The organism is Microvirga vignae (genome assembly GCF_001017175.1).
Classification (GTDB): Bacteria; Pseudomonadota; Alphaproteobacteria; order Rhizobiales; family Beijerinckiaceae; genus Microvirga; species Microvirga vignae.
Window position 1 is genome coordinate 15,313 of record NZ_LCYG01000052.1, and the last position, 16,556, is coordinate 31,868.

18 protein-coding genes and 2 pseudogenes are annotated in these 16,556 nt (G+C 58.8%); 13 read left to right on the forward strand and 7 right to left on the reverse strand.

Features of this window, described 5'->3' with window-relative positions; genetic code table 11:
- Positions 1 to 115 precede the first annotated feature (115 nt).
- Positions 116 to 904, forward strand: coding sequence for a shikimate dehydrogenase family protein (locus tag AA309_RS19060; RefSeq protein WP_047190601.1), 789 nt, complete (start codon positions 116 to 118; stop codon positions 902 to 904).
- 268 nt (positions 905 to 1,172) lie between these two features.
- A pseudogene (locus tag AA309_RS19065) lies at positions 1,173 to 1,707 on the forward strand (transposase); the annotation flags it as partial.
- Between the two features lie 343 nt (positions 1,708 to 2,050).
- Here the strand turns inward: AA309_RS19065 and AA309_RS19070 are convergent.
- The 5 genes from AA309_RS19070 to AA309_RS19085 all read right to left on the reverse strand — a co-directional run bounded on the left by AA309_RS19070 (position 2,051) and on the right by AA309_RS19085 (position 4,175).
- On the reverse strand, positions 2,051 to 3,034 hold the full coding sequence (locus AA309_RS19070; protein ID WP_052954850.1) for an IS110 family RNA-guided transposase: 984 nt from the start codon (positions 3,032 to 3,034) through the stop codon (positions 2,051 to 2,053).
- Between the two features lie 58 nt (positions 3,035 to 3,092).
- Positions 3,093 to 3,275 (reverse strand): hypothetical protein, encoded by a 183-nt coding sequence (locus AA309_RS19075; RefSeq protein WP_047190603.1) that lies wholly within the window; start codon positions 3,273 to 3,275, stop codon positions 3,093 to 3,095.
- Between the two features lie 87 nt (positions 3,276 to 3,362).
- Complete coding sequence (locus AA309_RS36620) at positions 3,363 to 3,704, reverse strand: helix-turn-helix domain-containing protein (protein WP_244470426.1); 342 nt, start codon at positions 3,702 to 3,704, stop codon at positions 3,363 to 3,365.
- The gene (locus AA309_RS19080; RefSeq protein WP_047190604.1) at positions 3,667 to 3,936 is read right to left on the reverse strand and encodes a hypothetical protein; all 270 of its coding nucleotides are present in this window, start codon (positions 3,934 to 3,936) and stop codon (positions 3,667 to 3,669) included. Before AA309_RS19080 ends, AA309_RS36620 begins: the two co-directional genes overlap by 38 nt.
- A gap of 23 nt (positions 3,937 to 3,959) precedes the next feature.
- Entirely contained in the window at positions 3,960 to 4,175 is a 216-nt protein-coding gene (locus AA309_RS19085) for a hypothetical protein (protein WP_047190605.1), read from the reverse strand.
- 583 nt (positions 4,176 to 4,758) lie between these two features.
- Between AA309_RS19085 and AA309_RS19090 the strand changes: the two genes are divergently transcribed.
- The 6 genes and pseudogenes from AA309_RS19090 to AA309_RS19115 all read left to right on the forward strand — a co-directional run bounded on the left by AA309_RS19090 (position 4,759) and on the right by AA309_RS19115 (position 8,086).
- Complete coding sequence (locus tag AA309_RS19090; protein WP_200902011.1) at positions 4,759 to 5,040, forward strand: hypothetical protein; 282 nt, start codon at positions 4,759 to 4,761, stop codon at positions 5,038 to 5,040.
- A 968-nt stretch (positions 5,041 to 6,008) separates the two neighbouring features.
- On the forward strand, positions 6,009 to 6,272 hold the full coding sequence (locus AA309_RS19095; protein WP_047190606.1) for a hypothetical protein: 264 nt from the start codon (positions 6,009 to 6,011) through the stop codon (positions 6,270 to 6,272).
- A gap of 58 nt (positions 6,273 to 6,330) precedes the next feature.
- A complete protein-coding gene (locus AA309_RS19100) occupies positions 6,331 to 6,591 on the forward strand; it encodes a hypothetical protein (protein ID WP_150117649.1) in 261 nt (86 codons plus the stop codon).
- Positions 6,592 to 6,843: 252 nt separating this feature from the next.
- The gene (locus AA309_RS19105; RefSeq protein WP_047190608.1) at positions 6,844 to 7,086 is read left to right on the forward strand and encodes a hypothetical protein; all 243 of its coding nucleotides are present in this window, start codon (positions 6,844 to 6,846) and stop codon (positions 7,084 to 7,086) included.
- 101 nt (positions 7,087 to 7,187) lie between these two features.
- Positions 7,188 to 7,726: pseudogene (locus AA309_RS33300) on the forward strand (IS6 family transposase); the annotation flags it as partial.
- Between the two features lie 126 nt (positions 7,727 to 7,852).
- Positions 7,853 to 8,086 carry a hypothetical protein gene (locus tag AA309_RS19115; RefSeq protein ID WP_047190610.1) on the forward strand — a complete coding sequence of 78 codons (234 nt, stop codon included), beginning with the start codon at positions 7,853 to 7,855 and terminating at the stop codon, positions 8,084 to 8,086.
- A gap of 122 nt (positions 8,087 to 8,208) precedes the next feature.
- On the opposite strand, the gene AA309_RS35900 is transcribed toward AA309_RS19115, so the two are convergent.
- Positions 8,209 to 9,342 carry a tyrosinase family protein gene (locus AA309_RS35900; RefSeq protein ID WP_084731406.1) on the reverse strand — a complete coding sequence of 378 codons (1,134 nt, stop codon included), beginning with the start codon at positions 9,340 to 9,342 and terminating at the stop codon, positions 8,209 to 8,211.
- A gap of 388 nt (positions 9,343 to 9,730) precedes the next feature.
- Between AA309_RS35900 and AA309_RS19125 the strand changes: the two genes are divergently transcribed.
- The 5 genes from AA309_RS19125 (at position 9,731) to AA309_RS19145 (ending at position 14,995) form a co-directional block, all read left to right on the forward strand.
- The gene (locus AA309_RS19125) at positions 9,731 to 10,396 is read left to right on the forward strand and encodes an adenylate/guanylate cyclase domain-containing protein (RefSeq protein WP_084731408.1); all 666 of its coding nucleotides are present in this window, start codon (positions 9,731 to 9,733) and stop codon (positions 10,394 to 10,396) included.
- Positions 10,397 to 11,063: 667 nt separating this feature from the next.
- Positions 11,064 to 11,534: a cupin domain-containing protein gene (locus tag AA309_RS19130; RefSeq protein WP_047190612.1), complete on the forward strand. Its 471-nt coding sequence runs from the start codon at positions 11,064 to 11,066 to the stop codon at positions 11,532 to 11,534.
- Between the two features lie 531 nt (positions 11,535 to 12,065).
- Positions 12,066 to 13,838 (forward strand): adenylate/guanylate cyclase domain-containing protein, encoded by a 1,773-nt coding sequence (locus AA309_RS19135; protein WP_047190613.1) that lies wholly within the window; start codon positions 12,066 to 12,068, stop codon positions 13,836 to 13,838.
- Positions 13,839 to 14,039: 201 nt separating this feature from the next.
- Positions 14,040 to 14,387, forward strand: coding sequence for a hypothetical protein (locus AA309_RS19140; RefSeq protein WP_047190614.1), 348 nt, complete (start codon positions 14,040 to 14,042; stop codon positions 14,385 to 14,387).
- Positions 14,388 to 14,761: 374 nt separating this feature from the next.
- Complete coding sequence (locus AA309_RS19145) at positions 14,762 to 14,995, forward strand: hypothetical protein (protein ID WP_047190615.1); 234 nt, start codon at positions 14,762 to 14,764, stop codon at positions 14,993 to 14,995.
- A gap of 794 nt (positions 14,996 to 15,789) precedes the next feature.
- Here the strand turns inward: AA309_RS19145 and AA309_RS19150 are convergent.
- On the reverse strand, positions 15,790 to 16,074 hold the full coding sequence (locus tag AA309_RS19150) for a hypothetical protein (protein ID WP_047190616.1): 285 nt from the start codon (positions 16,072 to 16,074) through the stop codon (positions 15,790 to 15,792).
- Between the last annotated feature and the right edge of the window lie 482 nt (positions 16,075 to 16,556).

A 16,556-nucleotide genomic window follows, 5' to 3' on the forward strand; every position in this document is an offset into this window, starting at 1 on the left:
GCTCCGATTCCTATAAAAACGTTTCTGGAAGGACGCAACAAAAAACGTTTCTTGTAGGCTTTTTTCTGTTACAGCTTGGGAATGGGCCGGTCTGCCTAGGAGCTTTATCTCAGTTATGACGGATCCGAACACTCTCTATGGCCTCATTGGCCATCCGGTGGGTCATGTCCGCTCGCCTGCTATTTTCAATGCACATCTCGAGGCAAACGAACTGCCGGGGCGGATGGTCGTCTTTGACTACAAGCCCGAGGCGCTTGCGGTCGCGCTTGACGCTTTCCGTCAGATGCAGAACCTGAAGGGGCTGTTCGTCACGATGCCGCACAAGCAGACGATCGCCTCTTTGCTCGACGGGCTGACGGACATGGCGGCTGTCGCTGGCGCGGTCAATGTGGTCAGGCGGACGAGCGACGGGCAACTGATCGGCGGTCAGCTTGATGGGCCGGGATTCGTGACGGCAATGATCGCGGGTGGGAATCATCCAGGCGGAAAGAGGTCGTTCATAGCAGGCGCCGGCGGAGTCAGTGCTGGTATCTGCAGCGCACTCGCCGATTCGAATGTCCGCAGCATCATGATCAGCAATCGTAGCCTTGAGCGCGGCCGCGACCTCCGCAATCGACTCCAGAAGGCCTTTCCTGCAACAGAGTTCGCTGTAACCGACGCGCAGCCTGATGAGACGATCGATATTCTCATCAATGCCACGAGTGTCGGAATCAATCCCGGCGACCCGCTTCCCATCTCGCTGGACGGTATCCGGCAAGGCATCTTCGTGGGTGATGTCGTCAATCTGCCAAAGGGCACGCCCTTTATCGCGAAGGCGCGTGACCTGAACTGCAAGGTCCAAAGTGGCGACGCAATGTTCCGTCCACAGATCCAGCTGGCACTGGACTTCTTCCGGTCGGCTTGAACTGGGTTGCACGTTTCGACGTCGAATGTGCTGATCGCTTTTTTGGCGCGCCAGGCTGACCCTTGCAAGGTGTTCGTGGGCCCAGAGCAGGTCCAACCCGTTCATGTCCTGACATGGATTCCGGGCCTTGTCATATCTGGACGCTCCCTGCCGGCAAGGGTTTGGTTGAACGTGAGTGCAAGTGGTCGGGTGCAGGTCCTATGGGGGTGGATAGCGATCCGCTCAATGGCAGAGTGAGGTTGCTGTACACCCACTCTGGAGGCGACCCATGTCGATCGATCCCCGGCCCAAGCAGACTGCTATCAGTGCCGATCTCAGCGCCATTTTCGTCTCAATGGAGCTCAGTCGCTCCGTCTGGCTGATCACCTCGCTCGCCGGGTGCTGGGGAGGAAATGTCCAAGCACAGCGTCCGGAGCGGTGATGTGGCCGAACTTCTGGCGCGGCTTGCACAGCTCAAAGAGAAGGCGCGGGTTCGAACCGGCCAGATCTTTCTGATCATCATCATTCAAGAGGCGGGTCTTGATGGCTTTTGGATCCATCGTGTTCTGCAGCGCGATGGCATCGAGAGCTATGTCGTGGATCCTGCTTCGATTGCAGTCTCGCGTCGGCGATGGCGGGCCAAGACCGACCGAATTGATGGCGAAGCCCTGGTGCGGACGCTCATGGCCTACAAGCGCGGAGAGCCCCGAGTGTGCGCCATGGTCAAAGCACCAAGCCCGCAAGAGGAAGATCGCCACCGCTTGGTCCGTGAATGCAAGACGCTGATGGCCGAACGAGTCGCACACGTCAATCGGATTATTGGTGCGGCCGCGATCACGAGCGGCGACCGGATGTGAGTTTCCAGCGGCTACGGTGCCGTTGTGCAACTGGCCCAGACCTTGGGTCCTCAACTGCAGAGATGAGACAAATATGACCTGTTAGAAATGATGGCTTGATCGAGAATTCCCCTTGTGAGTCATATCGACGGCCTGTCAGTGCGGCTCATGTGTCTGCTGGCCCTGATGGAAGTCCGCGGATCAGGTCCCAGTCACATTAGCGAGCTCGAAGCCCTGCCAATGCCCCGGGTTGTCCTGATCCCGGCTCGACCGGTTTGCATCACGCCACCGTCACCCTTCTCAAACTGAAGACCTCAACTCATGGCGGCGCTCAAGCGGCAGTTCTCACAGGTCCACGATAAACATCTCCTCTGGCCAGAAGCGCCCAAGCGATCCGAGCCATCTTGTTGGCCAGCGCGATCGAGGCCAGCCGGGCTGGCTTCCTGGCCGGCAAAGCTGTGATCCAGGCAGAGCCTATCGCTGTTCTCGCTCGTGTGTAGCGGATGACCGCAGTGGCTCCGACCACCAGCAAGGTTCGCAAATACCCGTCGCCCATCTTGGAGATCCGCCCCAGCCGCTCCCTGCCGCCGGACGCGTTCGGACGGGGCGTTAGTCCCAACCACGCCACAAACTCCCGGCCAGAGCGAAGGTGCGAGGGCTCTGTCACAGTGGCGGCGATGAAGCCCACGCCCGGGATTGTCTCCAGCCGTCGGCTCTCTTGGCTCTGCCGATGCCAGGCCAGCAGTTCGGCTTCGAGCGCTCGGATCCGCGGCTGCAGATCGAGCAACTGGTCCACGAGAGGCGCCAGAGCCCGGCGGGCCAGAGGCGGCAGCACGGCATCAGCGCTCTCGTCGGTCAGGATCTGAATCAACTCGCGGATGCGGCTGATCCCCTGAGCGACGATGATGCCGAACTCGGCCAGATGCCCGCGCAGAGCATTGACCAGCATGGTGCGTTGGCGGATCAGCAGAGCCCGCACCCAGTGGAGCATCAGGACACTTTGCTGATTGGCCGATTTGATGGGCACGAAGCGCATGCTTGGGCGTGTGACAGCCTCGCAGATAGCCTCGGCATCGACCGCATCGGTCTTGCCGCGTTTGACATAGGCTTTGACGTAAGCCGGCGGCATCAACTTGACTATATGCCCAAGCTTGATCAGTTCACGAGCCCAATGGTGAGAGGTCGCGCACGCCTCCATGCCGATCAAGCAAGGCGGCATAGATGAGAAGAAAGACAGCACCTCTGCCGGGGATGTCACGTTAACGAGAAATACTGTCCTGTACTCGTCAAGGCAAAATCCTGCGTCGAGGAACATCAGCGACTTGGGTTGTGCAAAATTCGGCACTGGTAGCCGTTGGCGTCACTATACTCAGCTAACGTGACATCCCCGTTGTCAGGACCAAATCCTGGAACCCGACGAGGCCAGCTTCGGCGGCGGTGGCACGTCGGTCAGAGGCTGGATAGAGCAGGCTGCGCTGGTTCACAAACAGCACGGCGAGAGCGCCGGCATACAAGACGAGCACAGCGAAGGCGAGAAACCGGAGACGGCGGACCATAGGGTGCTGACATCCTGTTGAAGGGCTTGGCAGTCTGTTTGGCTCCAGATAGCGGCGCACCTATCTTACACGATCTTACACGATGCCTCACGCGCGGTAGCGGGTGCGGCCGGTGAGCTCACGTGGCAGCGCGCCGCCGAGCTGCGCCAGCATCAGGTCCACGGCCTTGGGCGTGACCTTCAGCAGCTTCGCCGCGAGCGGCACCGATCGGCACTGGTAACGCGCCCGACGGTCCAGCGAGGGCTGATGCAAGGCTGTTCCGCAAGTCGTCCCCAAACGGACTTTGGGCCTGCGGGAAATGCCGGATTTGGAACGGCGACCATGAAAAAGCCGCCGGAAATCGGCGGCTTTCCAAAATAGCAGGGATGCAAAATAGCAGGGATGATTGTACTCACCCCCGTTCGTCACCAGGCAGCTTGTCGGATTCATCCGGGAAATCCTGGATCGGTGGCTGTTGCCGATAATGCCAGCGCGGGAAACCGCACCAGTTCTCGATCGATTGGCATCCTTCGAGGTCGACGGTCAGCCTGAGCTTGTCGGGATGAATCTGAACAAGGCGACCGATGGCGCCTTCGATGGTTATGCCCGGTGCCGACAGGTCCGGCTCATCGTCGACAAAGGCGCGGTAGTTGTTCGGACTGCCCTCGACTTTGATCATCATGGTCGCCTCCTGAGCGGTGTAATCTAAGCCCTGAGATAGTGCGGCGTAGCTCCTGCCAGCTCACCGATCGCGAGAGGTCGAGGCCGCGTGAGATGACGCTGTTCGTGCTTGAACCGGCTGGCAACCGCGAGGGCCGCCAGGATAGCATAATTCGTGAAGGCGGTCTCGACCGTCTCCGGCCAGAAGAAGCGGATCGGCTCGTCGTGCCAGAAGAACCGGTACGCCCGCTCGATACGCATCGGAGCGTTATGCTCCGAACCGTAGCGGTAGGCATCGTGACCCCCGTCCCTTGGACAAGCAGCGATAAAGATCCTCGGCCAAGATCGCGCGGGAAGACCTCGGTCCGGTCATCGGGGCCGACGAAGGTCGAGAAGTCGAAGCCTGCCGCGTTCAGTGCAATTATCCACTAACTTTGATTCCGGACCACCTCGTGGGGGGTCGGTCCATGCCCATAGACTTCTCCAGAAATGGAGCCGGAAACTGTCTAACAGGCTGTATCAAGTCTGGTGGCGTTTGCTACCGAATGGCGGACGGAACTCTATGCGAGGACATCTGGCACTGGACCGAAACAAACCTCTTGAAGCAAGAACCCTCGCAGTCGGAGCTGAGAAAAGCCAGAGAGTCGACGATCATCTCCTCTAAGACTTACCCTAGCAGGGATCGATCTCCAAGATCAGGAACCACCATGAGCACTCTAGAACGCGCAGTTGCCATTGCCACTCAGGCACATGCCGGCGAAGTAGATAAAGCGGACGCCCGTATATCTTCCATCCTCTCCGGGTCATGCTGCGGGCTTATGGAGCTGGCGGGCGGGAGGCCGGAATGGCCGCGGCGCTCGATGACGTTGTCGAGGACTGCCCTGAGTGGTCTCGTGTGCGCTTCGCCGAAGGCTTCAGCTCCTCTGTGCTTGCCGCCGTAGACAGCCTGACCCGGCGCGACGGTGAGGCGTACATGGACTTTATTGCGCGATGCAGCAGGGATCCAATCGCCCCGATCGTCAAGCAAGCCGATCTGGAGGACAACCTTAATCTCGGCCACATGCCAGTCCGATGGACAAGGACCAGGCTCGAATCGAGCGTTACAGGAACGCCCTGCCCCTCTTGACCGCGTAGCCAGGGGGTTCTGTCGCAAACTCGAAGTATGGGTATTTTCTAGCCGGTTACGCTGCCGTGACAGTGGAGCTAAGCCATTGATTCTGCACCAGTCGATCGATGCCGATCCGCCAGTATCGGCGAGTAAAAGCAAGTTTGCGACAGAACCCATAGGCTCGGCACGACCATCGCCCCGGCTCCGCCGACCCCTGCCTCTTGTAAATGCGTAGTCCGCTTGATCGCGGCTCATGCACTTACCGCATGTCAGCCGCCACGAAAAAATGGGCAGTTTTGCTGACCTTTTAATCTTGCGAACTTAATGAGGAGTTCCTAGTTATTGCAGTGCAGCACGGCGATTGGCGTCGCCGTGCCGCTGCCCTTCTTGGGCGTTTCCTCCCTAAACTTCGGGCCGCTGGTGACAGTGGCCTTTTTTCTTAGGTGGCTTGTTCTACCCAAAGCCACCGGCGATCTGCAACTAGACTTCCGGGTTACGCCAGTGACCTCTGCCTGCCGATGCGTCGCCATCTGTCAATCACAGCGCTCTCTTTATATCTGTCAGGAAGCCGACAAACTGGGAACTCAATTCTACGGGTTCTGACCACCGGATACAGCTTGTCTCTGCCGCCCAAAGAGCGCCGCAATCAGGCCAACCCACCTGGGAGCGTCCTGTTAATCAGACAATGGGCGGGCGTCTATCGGCAACCCGACACAAGCTAGTCAGTGGATAGACTTATCTTCAATGCCGCTGCGCTAAATGCAGTAAACTTGGCGCTATCGTTGGACTGATCGGAGACTTGGAGTGGATGCCGTATCTGTCGGCACCGATGTGGAATGGTAATGCTCAAGCAGACCGTCGGCTCTCAACTTCCCCGAAGGTAGTAGGTAGAGATACGTCGGAATCCTACCCATCGATCTGAGCTTGTTAATCTATGTTAAAGCCGCCATCTCTGGGCCAAGAAGCAAGAACAACAAGAGGAAACGATGCCCAACACGGCTCCCCAAACTTATCGTGTGGACTCCCCCAGCCTCGAAACCATGATTCAGGAGGTGCTCCATACTCTCGGTAACATTGACTTTGCCGCCGAAGCTAACCTGGAAAAAGTGGAGGCGAGCGCTCTCAGTTCGAACCTGAAAGACCACACTAAGACCAAGATTAGAGCCGCGCATTGGGAGAAGCGCCAGCCCTACGTGGACCTCCTGGAGACACTTCGGCGGCAACAATACCGCCAGTCCTGCGCCGCCTGACCGCGCGCCCTAACGGTCCAACTAAGTAATCAATGGCTACCAGAGAGATATGCTGATCATGCAAAACACCAACATCGCACTCAGCGGCAAGAGCGCTGAGTATCGCCCGAACGCACCAAAAACTCAGGTCATGATCTGGCAGATCGTGCGTACCCTCAGCGAGATTGACGCCGAGTATTATCTTCAGGTGAGCGATATCGAGGGCGGCGCTACAGACGCCGACCTCAAGGCACACCTCATGCAGAAGCTGAGAGCATCACATCGTGCACGACGGCAAGCTTACGTGCATCAGCTTGAGGAGCTTCGACAGCAACGATAGGTTAGTCGTTCACTATGTGAGTGAACTGGAGATAGCTCGCGCCAAAGGCTGCAACGAGCATCTTGCGAAAGTCGGCCCTCACCACTCGGCCGAGGCGGGCGGAGCCTACACAAAAGTGCTGCGCCCCAGAGCTAATGCTGCGGCGGGTCCAACTGCAGCCCGCCTGCGCCAGCAACAGACATTGCCAAGCACCATAAGAATCGGACGAAGCACATGTCCGCTAACAGGGAACATCATCCTGCTCAAGCCGCAATGGCCGCTCCCCGCCTGTACCCCTCAGAGCTTCTGCCCTCGCTGCAATCGCTCTTGGTAACCCTTGCCGACATCGATTTCGAGCACGAGAGTGATGTGGAGACACTCAGGCGAAGTTCGGCCGATGAACCGCTGAAGCAGACGGTGATCAAGAGACTGCGAGAGCAGCACCAGAAGCGACGGCCTCCCTACGTTGAACAGCTCGAACGCTTGCAGAAGAGAATGCAGGCGCTGGTAGCCTGATCTGTGCAAGCTAAAGCCGCGAAGGGGGTTTCCTTACCTCCTTCCACGTAAATCACCGAGCGCTTGGGGATCTGTTGCAAACTCTTCGGTAACTTGATCCTGTCACCACCAGATGGCATGAAGACGAAACCTATATCAAGATCCGTGGTCGGTGGCGGCATCTCTATCGTGCCGTGGACAGCACCGGCGATACGGTCGAATTCTGGTTCAGCGAACGGCGCGATCTGTCCGCTGCCAAGCGCTTTCGCAGCCAAGCCCTCAAACGAAATCGCCGTCCTGAGAGGATCGTGATGACGGCAGCCAGACGAACCGCGAAGCGATCCTGGCGTGTGATGCGGAGAGCCGTTTGCAAGATAGATCTCAGCGTAAACTGGAACCCATTCGCATCCGACAAAGCGCCTACCTCAATAATCGCGTTGAGCAGGATCATCGGGCCATCAAGCGGCGGATTTCGCCCATGCTCGGATTCAAGTCCACGAGCAGTGCCCGTGTGATCCTGGGCGGCATCGAGATGGTTCATATGATGCGCAAACAGCAGGCGAGGTATGCCTGCGATCGCAAGCCGTCGCTCGCCGAACAATTTCATCTGCTCGCCGCATGTGCGCATCGAAGCACATGGTACTCTCAGGTCCCTACGTAGGATTTTCGACGGAACCAGCCCGACTGTCTCCAGGAATACCCTTCCATGGTGCCCGACAGATCGGTCGCGATTGTGCGGTGCGCGACGCGGAGCCGCCTCTCGAGGGCGAGATCCAGGATCGGCCCGTTGCGCCCGCCCGCCGTGGCGAGCCTTTCAGCGCGCGCCGTCGGCGGCGAGGACGATCCCGGTCCGCTCTGGGGCGTTCTCGCACAGCGCCAGGATTGGCACGGCCCGGCCGTCCTTCGGCATCTCGAGGACGAGGTCTATCCTCTGCCCCATCGTCAGCGGGAAGAGGCGTCCGGCGAGCGGGGCGACGGATTGCCATCGACGACCGCCAGCCGCGCCCGGCGTCGACCGTGAAGCCCGTCGCGGTGGCGCCGTTGATGATCCGAAGCCGCACGCGGCTGCCCTCTCATTCGCGAAGAACCTTCGGAATAAGGCCTCGACAACATGGCGTCGACGAGTCTTGCCGTCTCTCCGGTTCATCCCCCCAGAATTCGCCAGGTTGCCTTATCGGGAGCAGAGACCAGGTTCCACGTGGACTTGTACCAGTATCCAAGCCCAAGGGTCGATTCCACATCCCAGATCGTGACAGGCCCCCATGGATCCAAAACGGCATCAGCCCCACTCAGATTGGGAACGCCGTCATTCGATATCTGCCACCGATCCCATACGTAATCGACATAGGCATGCAGCAACCAGAAGATGGGGTCACGGGCGGCCGTTCTGGGTCTTGTGATGGTGCCGTTGCACCAATTGTGAACCTCGTTGTGCGCGTTGCCCTCCAAGTCGACGGTGAAAGTGCCAAAGAATTTCTGCTTGAGGATATCATTCACGATATTCCAGGTCGGCAGACTTCCCCCGATGCCGCCCGGCGTGTTGCGCTCCACCCCCGGGGGAGACCAGACCCAATCCGGCCTGTCGTGATCGGTGGAGTAGTCCCAGTAGGGTATCCGCACGGAAGGCTGGTAGCTTCTCAGGAGGTGCTCGCACTTGAGAAGGAAGAGCCTGTGCCAGGGAAGGAAGCGTTGCGTGCCGGCCGGAAGCTGACCAGGCATGGAATGCATGCGATGCGTCGGCCCATTGGCATGGATATCAGCGAGTTTCATGTATTCGCCATCTGCGTAAGCCGCTTGGAGCGCCTTGTTGAACGTCGCCTTCTCCGCGGGCGTCATCGTTCGATGGTCGACTCTAGGCGCGCTCAGCGCCGCGATGGTTGAGCCTGCCAACCGGAGCCTACTCGGGTTGAGGGGCTGGGATCCCAAGTCCCCGGTGACAGTCCAAATAGCGTCCGATTTCACCGTCCTGTCTGCGGGCGTCAGTTGGGAGAAGTCAATGAAGGCTTTATGACGGATGGATCGGGCGATGATCTCCGCATCGACCTGCCGGATCAGCTCCTCCCCCATAAACTCGTGCAGCTCCTCCGGGGTGTGGAACCGCTCCATATGATGATGCCCGCTATGACCATGATGATGCCTGCTATGACTGCCGTGGCCATGGTGTCCGCCGTGGTCATGATCGTCACTGGAGACATGCTGGCTGTCCACATCGGTGCCAGACAGCGCATGATCCATCAGTTCACCCGCTTCTTTGCCGGGACGCTTCCTATTGGCCATGATTAGCCTCCTGCTCGTACAAAGTTGCACTGGTACGCGAGCAACAGTGCTACTTTAATACCGCGACAAAGGTCTGTTGAGGATGGGAGCACCTTCACCCGCTGCTAATTGGAAGGTGAAAAGCCCAGTTCTACCTCCAGATCGGTACTCCTTGCTTCCGAGTAGCGAATGAAAGCTCTGGATCAGTCGAACCGAGCAGACGACGGCAGATCCAACCTGTGACCGTGAAGGCGAGTGATCGGGCGCACGGATATACGCGGCACGCGAAAGCAATCACCATTCTTCCAGACCACATCCGCAAGCCCATATCGATACCATTGCTTTATGATGAGCAAAGTATTTTGGGGGGCTTGTCACGTTAACTCGGAGATGATGGCAAGGCGTGTACATGGGCTGGCGTGAGAAAGCCCGTCAGCTACAGGACGCTCACGGCCATGTGGCCGGTGAGATCATTGACGTATCTCTCTCGGCTGGCGAGGCGTTTTTAGGCCGCATCAGTGACCCTCAGCCACCAACTCCATCTTCATCTGCCATTGCGGAGCCTGCTCACCGGGCCATCATGTTTACCGACATCGTGGAGTCCACCGAAATGACAGCGCGGCTCGGGGATGCTGCGGCAATCGAGCTTGTGCGGGCAAACGATGCTTTGGTGCGCCGGGCTCTGACACGATACGGCGGTCGCGAGGTCAAGCACCTCGGGGATGGCACTATGGCCTTATTCGCCTTGACCGCCGCTGGGGTCGAGTGTGCCAAGGCTATCCAGCGGTCGTTTGAACGCTACAACCGGGCACGCGCAGAGCCGATCCATATTAGCATCGGCGTGGACTGTGGTGAACCTGTCGAGGACAGTCACGATTTCTTTGGATCAACGGTGCAGAGAGCGTCTCGGGTTTGTAGTGCGGCGGGTCCAGATCAGATTCTGGTTTCGAACGCTGTGCGAGTGGAATGTCGGGGCGAGAATGGATTTGCTGATTGCGGCTGTAAAAACCTGAAAGGTTTCCTCCAACCGGTGCAACTTTTCGAATGTGACTGGCATAGCGAGGCATCAGACTGACTCGCTGTCACGGTGGGGCTTCGTCCCAGAAGGCAACATGCACCTCCGGTTCCAGAAATCGCACGTGATCCCTCTCCTCCTGCTGCTGATCAGCCTGAGGGGGAGTCGCCTACCTCGCCTACTGGATTGTCGGCTTCCTCGGTGTGGGTGTCCTCGGCGTGATCATTGGGATGATTTCCTGAATGTCGAACTGGAACGGGGAAGCGTGTCCACCATTCTTGCAGGCAGCGGCATTGCCCCAGTCCCACCCCTAACCGACCTACGGGGCACGATCACGAGGTGAAGATTTTCGCTTTGACGTAGGCCGTCTGAGCTCCTGAAGCCCGCATCTCATTTGATGTCATTTGATGCCTGTTGCTTGACAGGGTTGCCCAACAGGAAGAGCATTTCTTCGCTGCTTTGATTGCAGCGTATCGACCACGACAAGATTAGTACATTCCTCGGAAAGGAGGTTCAGCGTGGAACCACCTCCGAACTTGGCCGCGATGACCGCTGCGGCATCCGGTCGGGCCTCAGCGCAGCGGTTTACCTTGCGAACGGCAGACCGGGAGCGGCTTCAGGAGCCGCATCAGCAAGGCATGGTTCCACCTAGCCTCTCCCGGCCCTGATAGTTGGCCCAGGTCGAAAGACCAACCTAGTTCAGCATGTTCGTCGAAGGAGGTTTGCCATGCGCCCGCTAATGCTAATGACTGCGCTCTTACTTGCCACCACCTCTGCGCCTCTGCTGGCCCAAGACCAAAAGGCGGGCCACGCGATGAGGGCTGATCAACTCCAGTGGGAACCCGCTCCACCCGTTGTTCCCAAAGGAGCCCAGATTGCTGTGCTGTCAGGCGACCCCAGCAAGCAGGGGCCGTTTACGATGCGCCTGAAGACACCGGCAGGTTACAAGATTCCCGCCCATAGCCATCCAACGGCAGAGCGGATCACCATCATCTCCGGAGATTTCCATTTCGGCATGGGCGACAAGCTCGACGAAGCAATGGCCGAGAAGCTTACCAACGGTGGATTTGTCGATCTTCCGGCCAACATGAACCACTATGCGTTCACCAGTACCGAGACTGTGGTGCAGATCGACTCGGAAGGTCCGTTTGCGATCAAGTACGTGAACCCGGCAGATGACCCAAGCAAATCCCAGTGATACTGGCCCTGCTGATTAGACAGATATCAGCAGCGAGATGGAGCGTGCTATGTGCCACTATTGTGGATCATACATGTCTGAGGAGAAGGCCAGGGCCGAGGCTGATCGCCAGAAGGAACTTGAAGCCAAGCATACCCAAGCTGTCGATAGGCTCCTGCATGAGGCTGATCAGACAGCACAGACGGCAGCCCCTGCCTCAGAGAAAGAGCCGATCCCAGCAAAGTAACTTTTGGCTCCGGTCTATGCCCCGCTCTGGCGGGGCATTTTTATGGCGGCCTTCGAACCGGTTCGATCCAAGGTGCAAGGCCCGGTTCACCGACCTTGAGGCTCCCAGCCGCCCACCTCCGGACCTTCCGCTGATGATGCGCAAGCTGACTGTGATTGAGGGTGGCAAGGGATAGGATTACGGCACCATTCGAGTGACCCCGCGCTCGCGCGTTCTGTCCCGAGGCCGTCTACCCCGTCTTGCAATCTGGACGCACCTCCTTCCCAAGAACACAATAAACTCTGGACTATCCTCTGGGGGAAACCATGGTTTCAACGGAACATAGGGTCGAGCGGCATCTCGCAGCCATCTTCGCGGCTGATGTAGCGGGCTATTCGCGCCTAATGGAGCAGGACGAGGTCGGCACACTTCGCACTCTGACCGCACATCGCGAGATCATAGATCGGATGATTGCGGAACATGGCGGACGGATCGCCAACACGGCGGGGGACAGTGTCCTAGCCGAGTTCCCGAGCGCCGTTGACGCTGTTCAGTGTGCCGTGGCTGTGCAGGATGCACTCGCCCAGGCCAACCAGGACACATCTGTGGAGCGCCGCCTCCGGTTTCGGATCGGAGTTCATGTTGGCGATGTAATGGTTCGTAGTGGCGACCTGTTGGGAGACGGGGTGAATATCGCAGCCCGGCTGGAAAGCGTTGCTGAGCCGGGCGGCATATGCCTCTCAGAAGCCGCCTACGGGGCTGTGCGAAAGGCCGTGCCTCTCACCTTCACCGATCTCGGACCACAGAAGGTGAAGAACATCGACGAGCCGATCCGAGCTTTCGCGTTTAGCCAAATGGACATTGCGTCCTCGCCTGCCCAGGCCGTCTCGCAGTCTAAGGTACTGCCGTTGCCCGACAAACCGTCCATTGCCGTGCTCCCATTCAGTAACCTGAAGGGCAATACCGAGCAGGAGCATTTCGCCGAGGGGATCACAGACGACATCATCACCGAGCTATCCCGTATCAGCGCTTTCCTGATCATCGCCCGAAATTCAACCTTCACTTTCAAAGGCACCACTGATGTGCAGCAGGTTGGACAGGACCTTGGCGTTCGCTACATTGTGGAAGGAAGTGTCCGGAGGGCGGGAGAACGGGTCCGGGTCAATGTCCATCTGCTGGAGGCAAGTACCGGGAACCATATCTGGGGCGAGCGCTATGACCGCCCTCTGGCCGACCTGTTCGAGGTCCAGGACGATATCACCCGCAGCATCGTTGCTTCCACCCAGACACAGGTGGTTCTGAACGAAGGTCTCGTCGCGGAGCGGCACGAGCGTCCAGACTTTCACACCTGGGATATGGCGAAACGCGGTTGGCGGGAAATCTATCAACTGACCCGCGAGAGCCTAGAGAAGGCCCGCGAGATTGGGCTTGCCATCAAGCAGCATGACCCGACGAGCCCAAAGGGACCGCAGATTGTGGCAACCGCCGCTTATCATCTTGTCTACATGGGCTTTGCGTCCGACCCGGCTGCAATGCGGGATGAGGCTTTGGCTGAAGCCCGCGAGGCCATGCGGCTCGATGATCGCGACGAGTACACACAATGGACCTATGGAAACGTGCTCATGGGCCTTCTCGGGCGGCGTGAGGAGGCCATTGCCGCCTATAAGCAGGCACTGGAGATCAACCCGAACTTCTCTCTCTCTTATGGGAGTCTGGGAACGACCCTGGCCTGGGAAGGCCGCTCCGACGAAAGCATCGCCACCGTCGAGACGGCCATTCGCCTCAATCCTCGCGATCCCAGCATTTTCTTCCGATATACCGCGTTAGCCTTGGCCTACTTTTTTAAGCAGGATTATCAGAAGGCTCGGGACTGGGCACAGCATGCCATCGCCCGGCGGGCGAACTGGTGGATTCCATGGGTCGTTCTTGCAGCCAGTCTTGCTCGCCTAAACAAACTCACAGAGGCGAAAACAGCCCTGTCCGGATTGCTGGAGGTGCTCCCCAACCGGATCATCAGCACGCTCCCCTTCCCACCGCTGGGACAGGCACAGATCGACTCCCTGCGCGAAGGTCTGAGGATGGCCGGACTGCCCGACTGACAGTCCCTTCAGCCGCCTGATCTCGCCTTTAACTCTCCCGCGACCATCCGCGCCTATTCGCGGTGGCACAATTGAGGATGTCCATAAGACCAGTTCATTGGACCAGTTTCTCTTGGAGATTTCGGACGGCTCTCTGCACACCCGCTCCGAACTGCGAGGCTCTTAGGACATACGGGATGGAGCCAGAATTGAGGGCCAATCATGGGCAGCGGCGATACTCTGACTGTCTGGCGCGAGAAGCTGATCCAGAAACTCCGCGAGCATGGAGTGCCCGAAGCTGACGTGGAACGTCGGGCCGACGAGTTGACGGCTCCCATGTTGGTGGCTCACGAGATCGCCGAAGCACATCGGCAGAAGACGATGAGACGGTTGCGGGCAATGGGTTGGCCCGACGACAAGATTGAGCAGGCCCTTGTGGAACTCACGTTTCGGCGGGGTGACCGGCTCATTCGGCAGCAGAAGGTTCTGCGAACTCGACGGCGTGGATCACACGACTGTCCGAAGCGTGACGGACGGTATCATGGAGGTCCCCTCGCCCGCGAAAAGTAGCTCTCCAGCCACAAGCCGGGCGAGGGGTGGGCCACAGCCATCCTCCCCCGAACCTCCTGAAGACGATGCGGAAGCTCATGGCCATTCGGGCGGAAAACGGTGACGAAACAGGAGGAACCTCGATCCTGCGCCTTTGTTGGCTTGCCACGCCCCGCTAACGGAGAGGCCAAGCCGATGACCTGCCAATCCTGCCACCAGGATGTGAAGAACCCCTGTCACGATGTTCAGGAGATGCGGCAACGAGCCATGAGTCACGTGGACCGTTGCGAGAAGGCTCTCAAGGATGATCGGAGCGACGGCATAAACCCCGGTGACGGGCAGAGTGCTGGGAGCATCTAAGCCTTAAACCCGGATAGCTATGACGACGCGTCACAATGTTTCTCGAACTCGATAAGGATCAGTTGAGCGTGCTGAGGCGTGCCCTTGAGGCAAGAGTGCGCGACATGCATCTGCGCCTGGGGAGCGAGCCCGGTGACGAGGGATTCCGGCGTGAAGCGGCTCTCGCCACACAACTTCTTCGGCAGGTGGAGGCCCTGGAAAGGCAGGCGGGTCACCGCGCCTGCAACATAGGGGACGTGGAGTCCCTGCCCGAGGAAGACGACACCTGAGCGGGACAGGCTGCACGTGTTTGCGAAATGCTCTCAGGGCTGACGCAGCAAATAACAAAGCCCAGGGCGTTGCGCTCTGGGCTTCGGGCACTCAATCGGGAGAGCCCGGTTCGTGCCGCGTAGACTCCGGTACCGATCAGCTAGAAAGGCGTCCTGGGGACCGGGCCACCCGAGGGGACCTCGTACCAATCCAGAGCCTACGCAGGACAACCAAGGTCACCCGGAGGCGGCTCCGTGGACCCATCCGGGCTGCGCTCAAACTGCCCGGCTCTAGTCTGGCGGCAAGTCCTCTCCGAACCATCCAGGACGGATGATCGTTCGCTTAGAGCCTGCACGCGGCACTTTCATCGCTGTCACGTATCTGCGTGCACTTCCCAGAGAGCGGAGTTCAACATGACGAAGACCCCTTGGTTGAGCCTGTGGTTGAGTGCAGCCGACACCTAGGCGGGAGCGGCTCGTGGCTTTTGGGCAGCAGAGATGCAGCGGCAGCAAAAGACCATGTTAAGCGAGATGACGCGACCAGCGGCGCGTCCCGCCGGTAAGACCCAGTTGGAAGGAAAGCATCGACGGGCTCGCGGAAGAGGTCCAAAGGCTGACACAGGTCTGTCGCATTCTCACTCCCTCACAGCCTCAGCCCCGCGTGGAGGTGCTGGAGGAGCGTGCCTTGGAGAGATGAGGTGCCTTTTGCGGCCACAGTCTGCTCCTTCGTGCTCTCTTGCTAGGATATCAAATTCTGATGCCGAGCCGTACTCGCATAGTGTCTGCCGAGGCAGTTGGCTTGCTCGTTAGAATGTTCAGGCAGGGCTTTGCGAGATCGCTGCTGCGGGAAACCGCTCGACCTCAATGGCCCTGTTGAATTGCAGGTAGTCTTGATGACGGTGGTCTGTCGTTAGGCTCGCTCGTTCGTCGAAGCGAAGACTGAGTTGCTCGATTTCGGACCCTGTCATGGGCTGACCATCCTTGGCGACCATCTCAGCAAGATCCTCTGGAAGCGCATCAACTTGCTCCTGAAGGAGAAGAAGGGCTGCGCGGATGGTCCTCAACTCCCGTTCGTCCACAACAAAGGTGAGCTTTTTCATTGGGGGTCGGCCTCCAAGCTTATCTTTTCAGGCTACTGGTGGATGCGGCGGAAACAAGGCAGTTTCGGACGAGGGAAATCATCTCGCGAGTGAGGGAAGCCTGATCGAGTCGTCCAACAAGATGATTGCCTGGACCTCGTATTCTCGCCGCATTCTAGACACCTCCCCCGCCCGCAGCAGAATCTCACCTAGAACGGCACCGAGAGTCCTATGGATCAGCAGGAGCACAAGGTCGAGCGGCGGTTGGCAGCCATCCTGGCGGCTGACAGGGCTCCATTGCATTAACTGCGACTGGGCACAATGAACTGATCCGAATGGATTGCTCAGGCGGCAAGGCCGAAGAGTTCATTGACAAGACGGATTTCGCCTATCGCTCCTGGCTGCGTCATGAGGCAGTGGCCGCGGCGGATCATGCGCATGACCTCAAAGCCCTTCAGGGTTGCGGAGGCCGTTTTCATCCTCTGAAAACCATGGGTTGGCCG

Coding starts and splice junctions, on each gene's coding strand:
- AA309_RS19060 (WP_047190601.1), top strand. CDS start 116: ATGACGGATCCGAACACTCTCTATGGCCTCATTGGCCATCCGGTGGGT.
- AA309_RS35900 (WP_084731406.1), bottom strand. CDS start 9,342: ATGGCCAATAGGAAGCGTCCCGGCAAAGAAGCGGGTGAACTGATGGAT.
- AA309_RS19105 (WP_047190608.1), top strand. CDS start 6,844: ATGGCCGCTCCCCGCCTGTACCCCTCAGAGCTTCTGCCCTCGCTGCAA.
- AA309_RS19075 (WP_047190603.1), bottom strand. CDS start 3,275: ATGGTCCGCCGTCTCCGGTTTCTCGCCTTCGCTGTGCTCGTCTTGTAT.
- AA309_RS19080 (WP_047190604.1), bottom strand. CDS start 3,936: ATGATGATCAAAGTCGAGGGCAGTCCGAACAACTACCGCGCCTTTGTC.
- AA309_RS19130 (WP_047190612.1), top strand. CDS start 11,064: ATGCGCCCGCTAATGCTAATGACTGCGCTCTTACTTGCCACCACCTCT.
- AA309_RS19095 (WP_047190606.1), top strand. CDS start 6,009: ATGCCCAACACGGCTCCCCAAACTTATCGTGTGGACTCCCCCAGCCTC.
- AA309_RS19150 (WP_047190616.1), bottom strand. CDS start 16,074: ATGAAAAAGCTCACCTTTGTTGTGGACGAACGGGAGTTGAGGACCATC.
- AA309_RS19145 (WP_047190615.1), top strand. CDS start 14,762: ATGTTTCTCGAACTCGATAAGGATCAGTTGAGCGTGCTGAGGCGTGCC.
- AA309_RS19070 (WP_052954850.1), bottom strand. CDS start 3,034: ATGTTCCTCGACGCAGGATTTTGCCTTGACGAGTACAGGACAGTATTT.
- AA309_RS19125 (WP_084731408.1), top strand. CDS start 9,731: ATGGGCTGGCGTGAGAAAGCCCGTCAGCTACAGGACGCTCACGGCCAT.
- AA309_RS19100 (WP_150117649.1), top strand. CDS start 6,331: ATGCAAAACACCAACATCGCACTCAGCGGCAAGAGCGCTGAGTATCGC.
- AA309_RS36620 (WP_244470426.1), bottom strand. CDS start 3,704: ATGAATCCGACAAGCTGCCTGGTGACGAACGGGGGTGAGTACAATCAT.
- AA309_RS19140 (WP_047190614.1), top strand. CDS start 14,040: ATGGGCAGCGGCGATACTCTGACTGTCTGGCGCGAGAAGCTGATCCAG.
- AA309_RS19135 (WP_047190613.1), top strand. CDS start 12,066: ATGGTTTCAACGGAACATAGGGTCGAGCGGCATCTCGCAGCCATCTTC.
- AA309_RS19085 (WP_047190605.1), bottom strand. CDS start 4,175: ATGCGTATCGAGCGGGCGTACCGGTTCTTCTGGCACGACGAGCCGATC.
- AA309_RS19090 (WP_200902011.1), top strand. CDS start 4,759: ATGGCCGCGGCGCTCGATGACGTTGTCGAGGACTGCCCTGAGTGGTCT.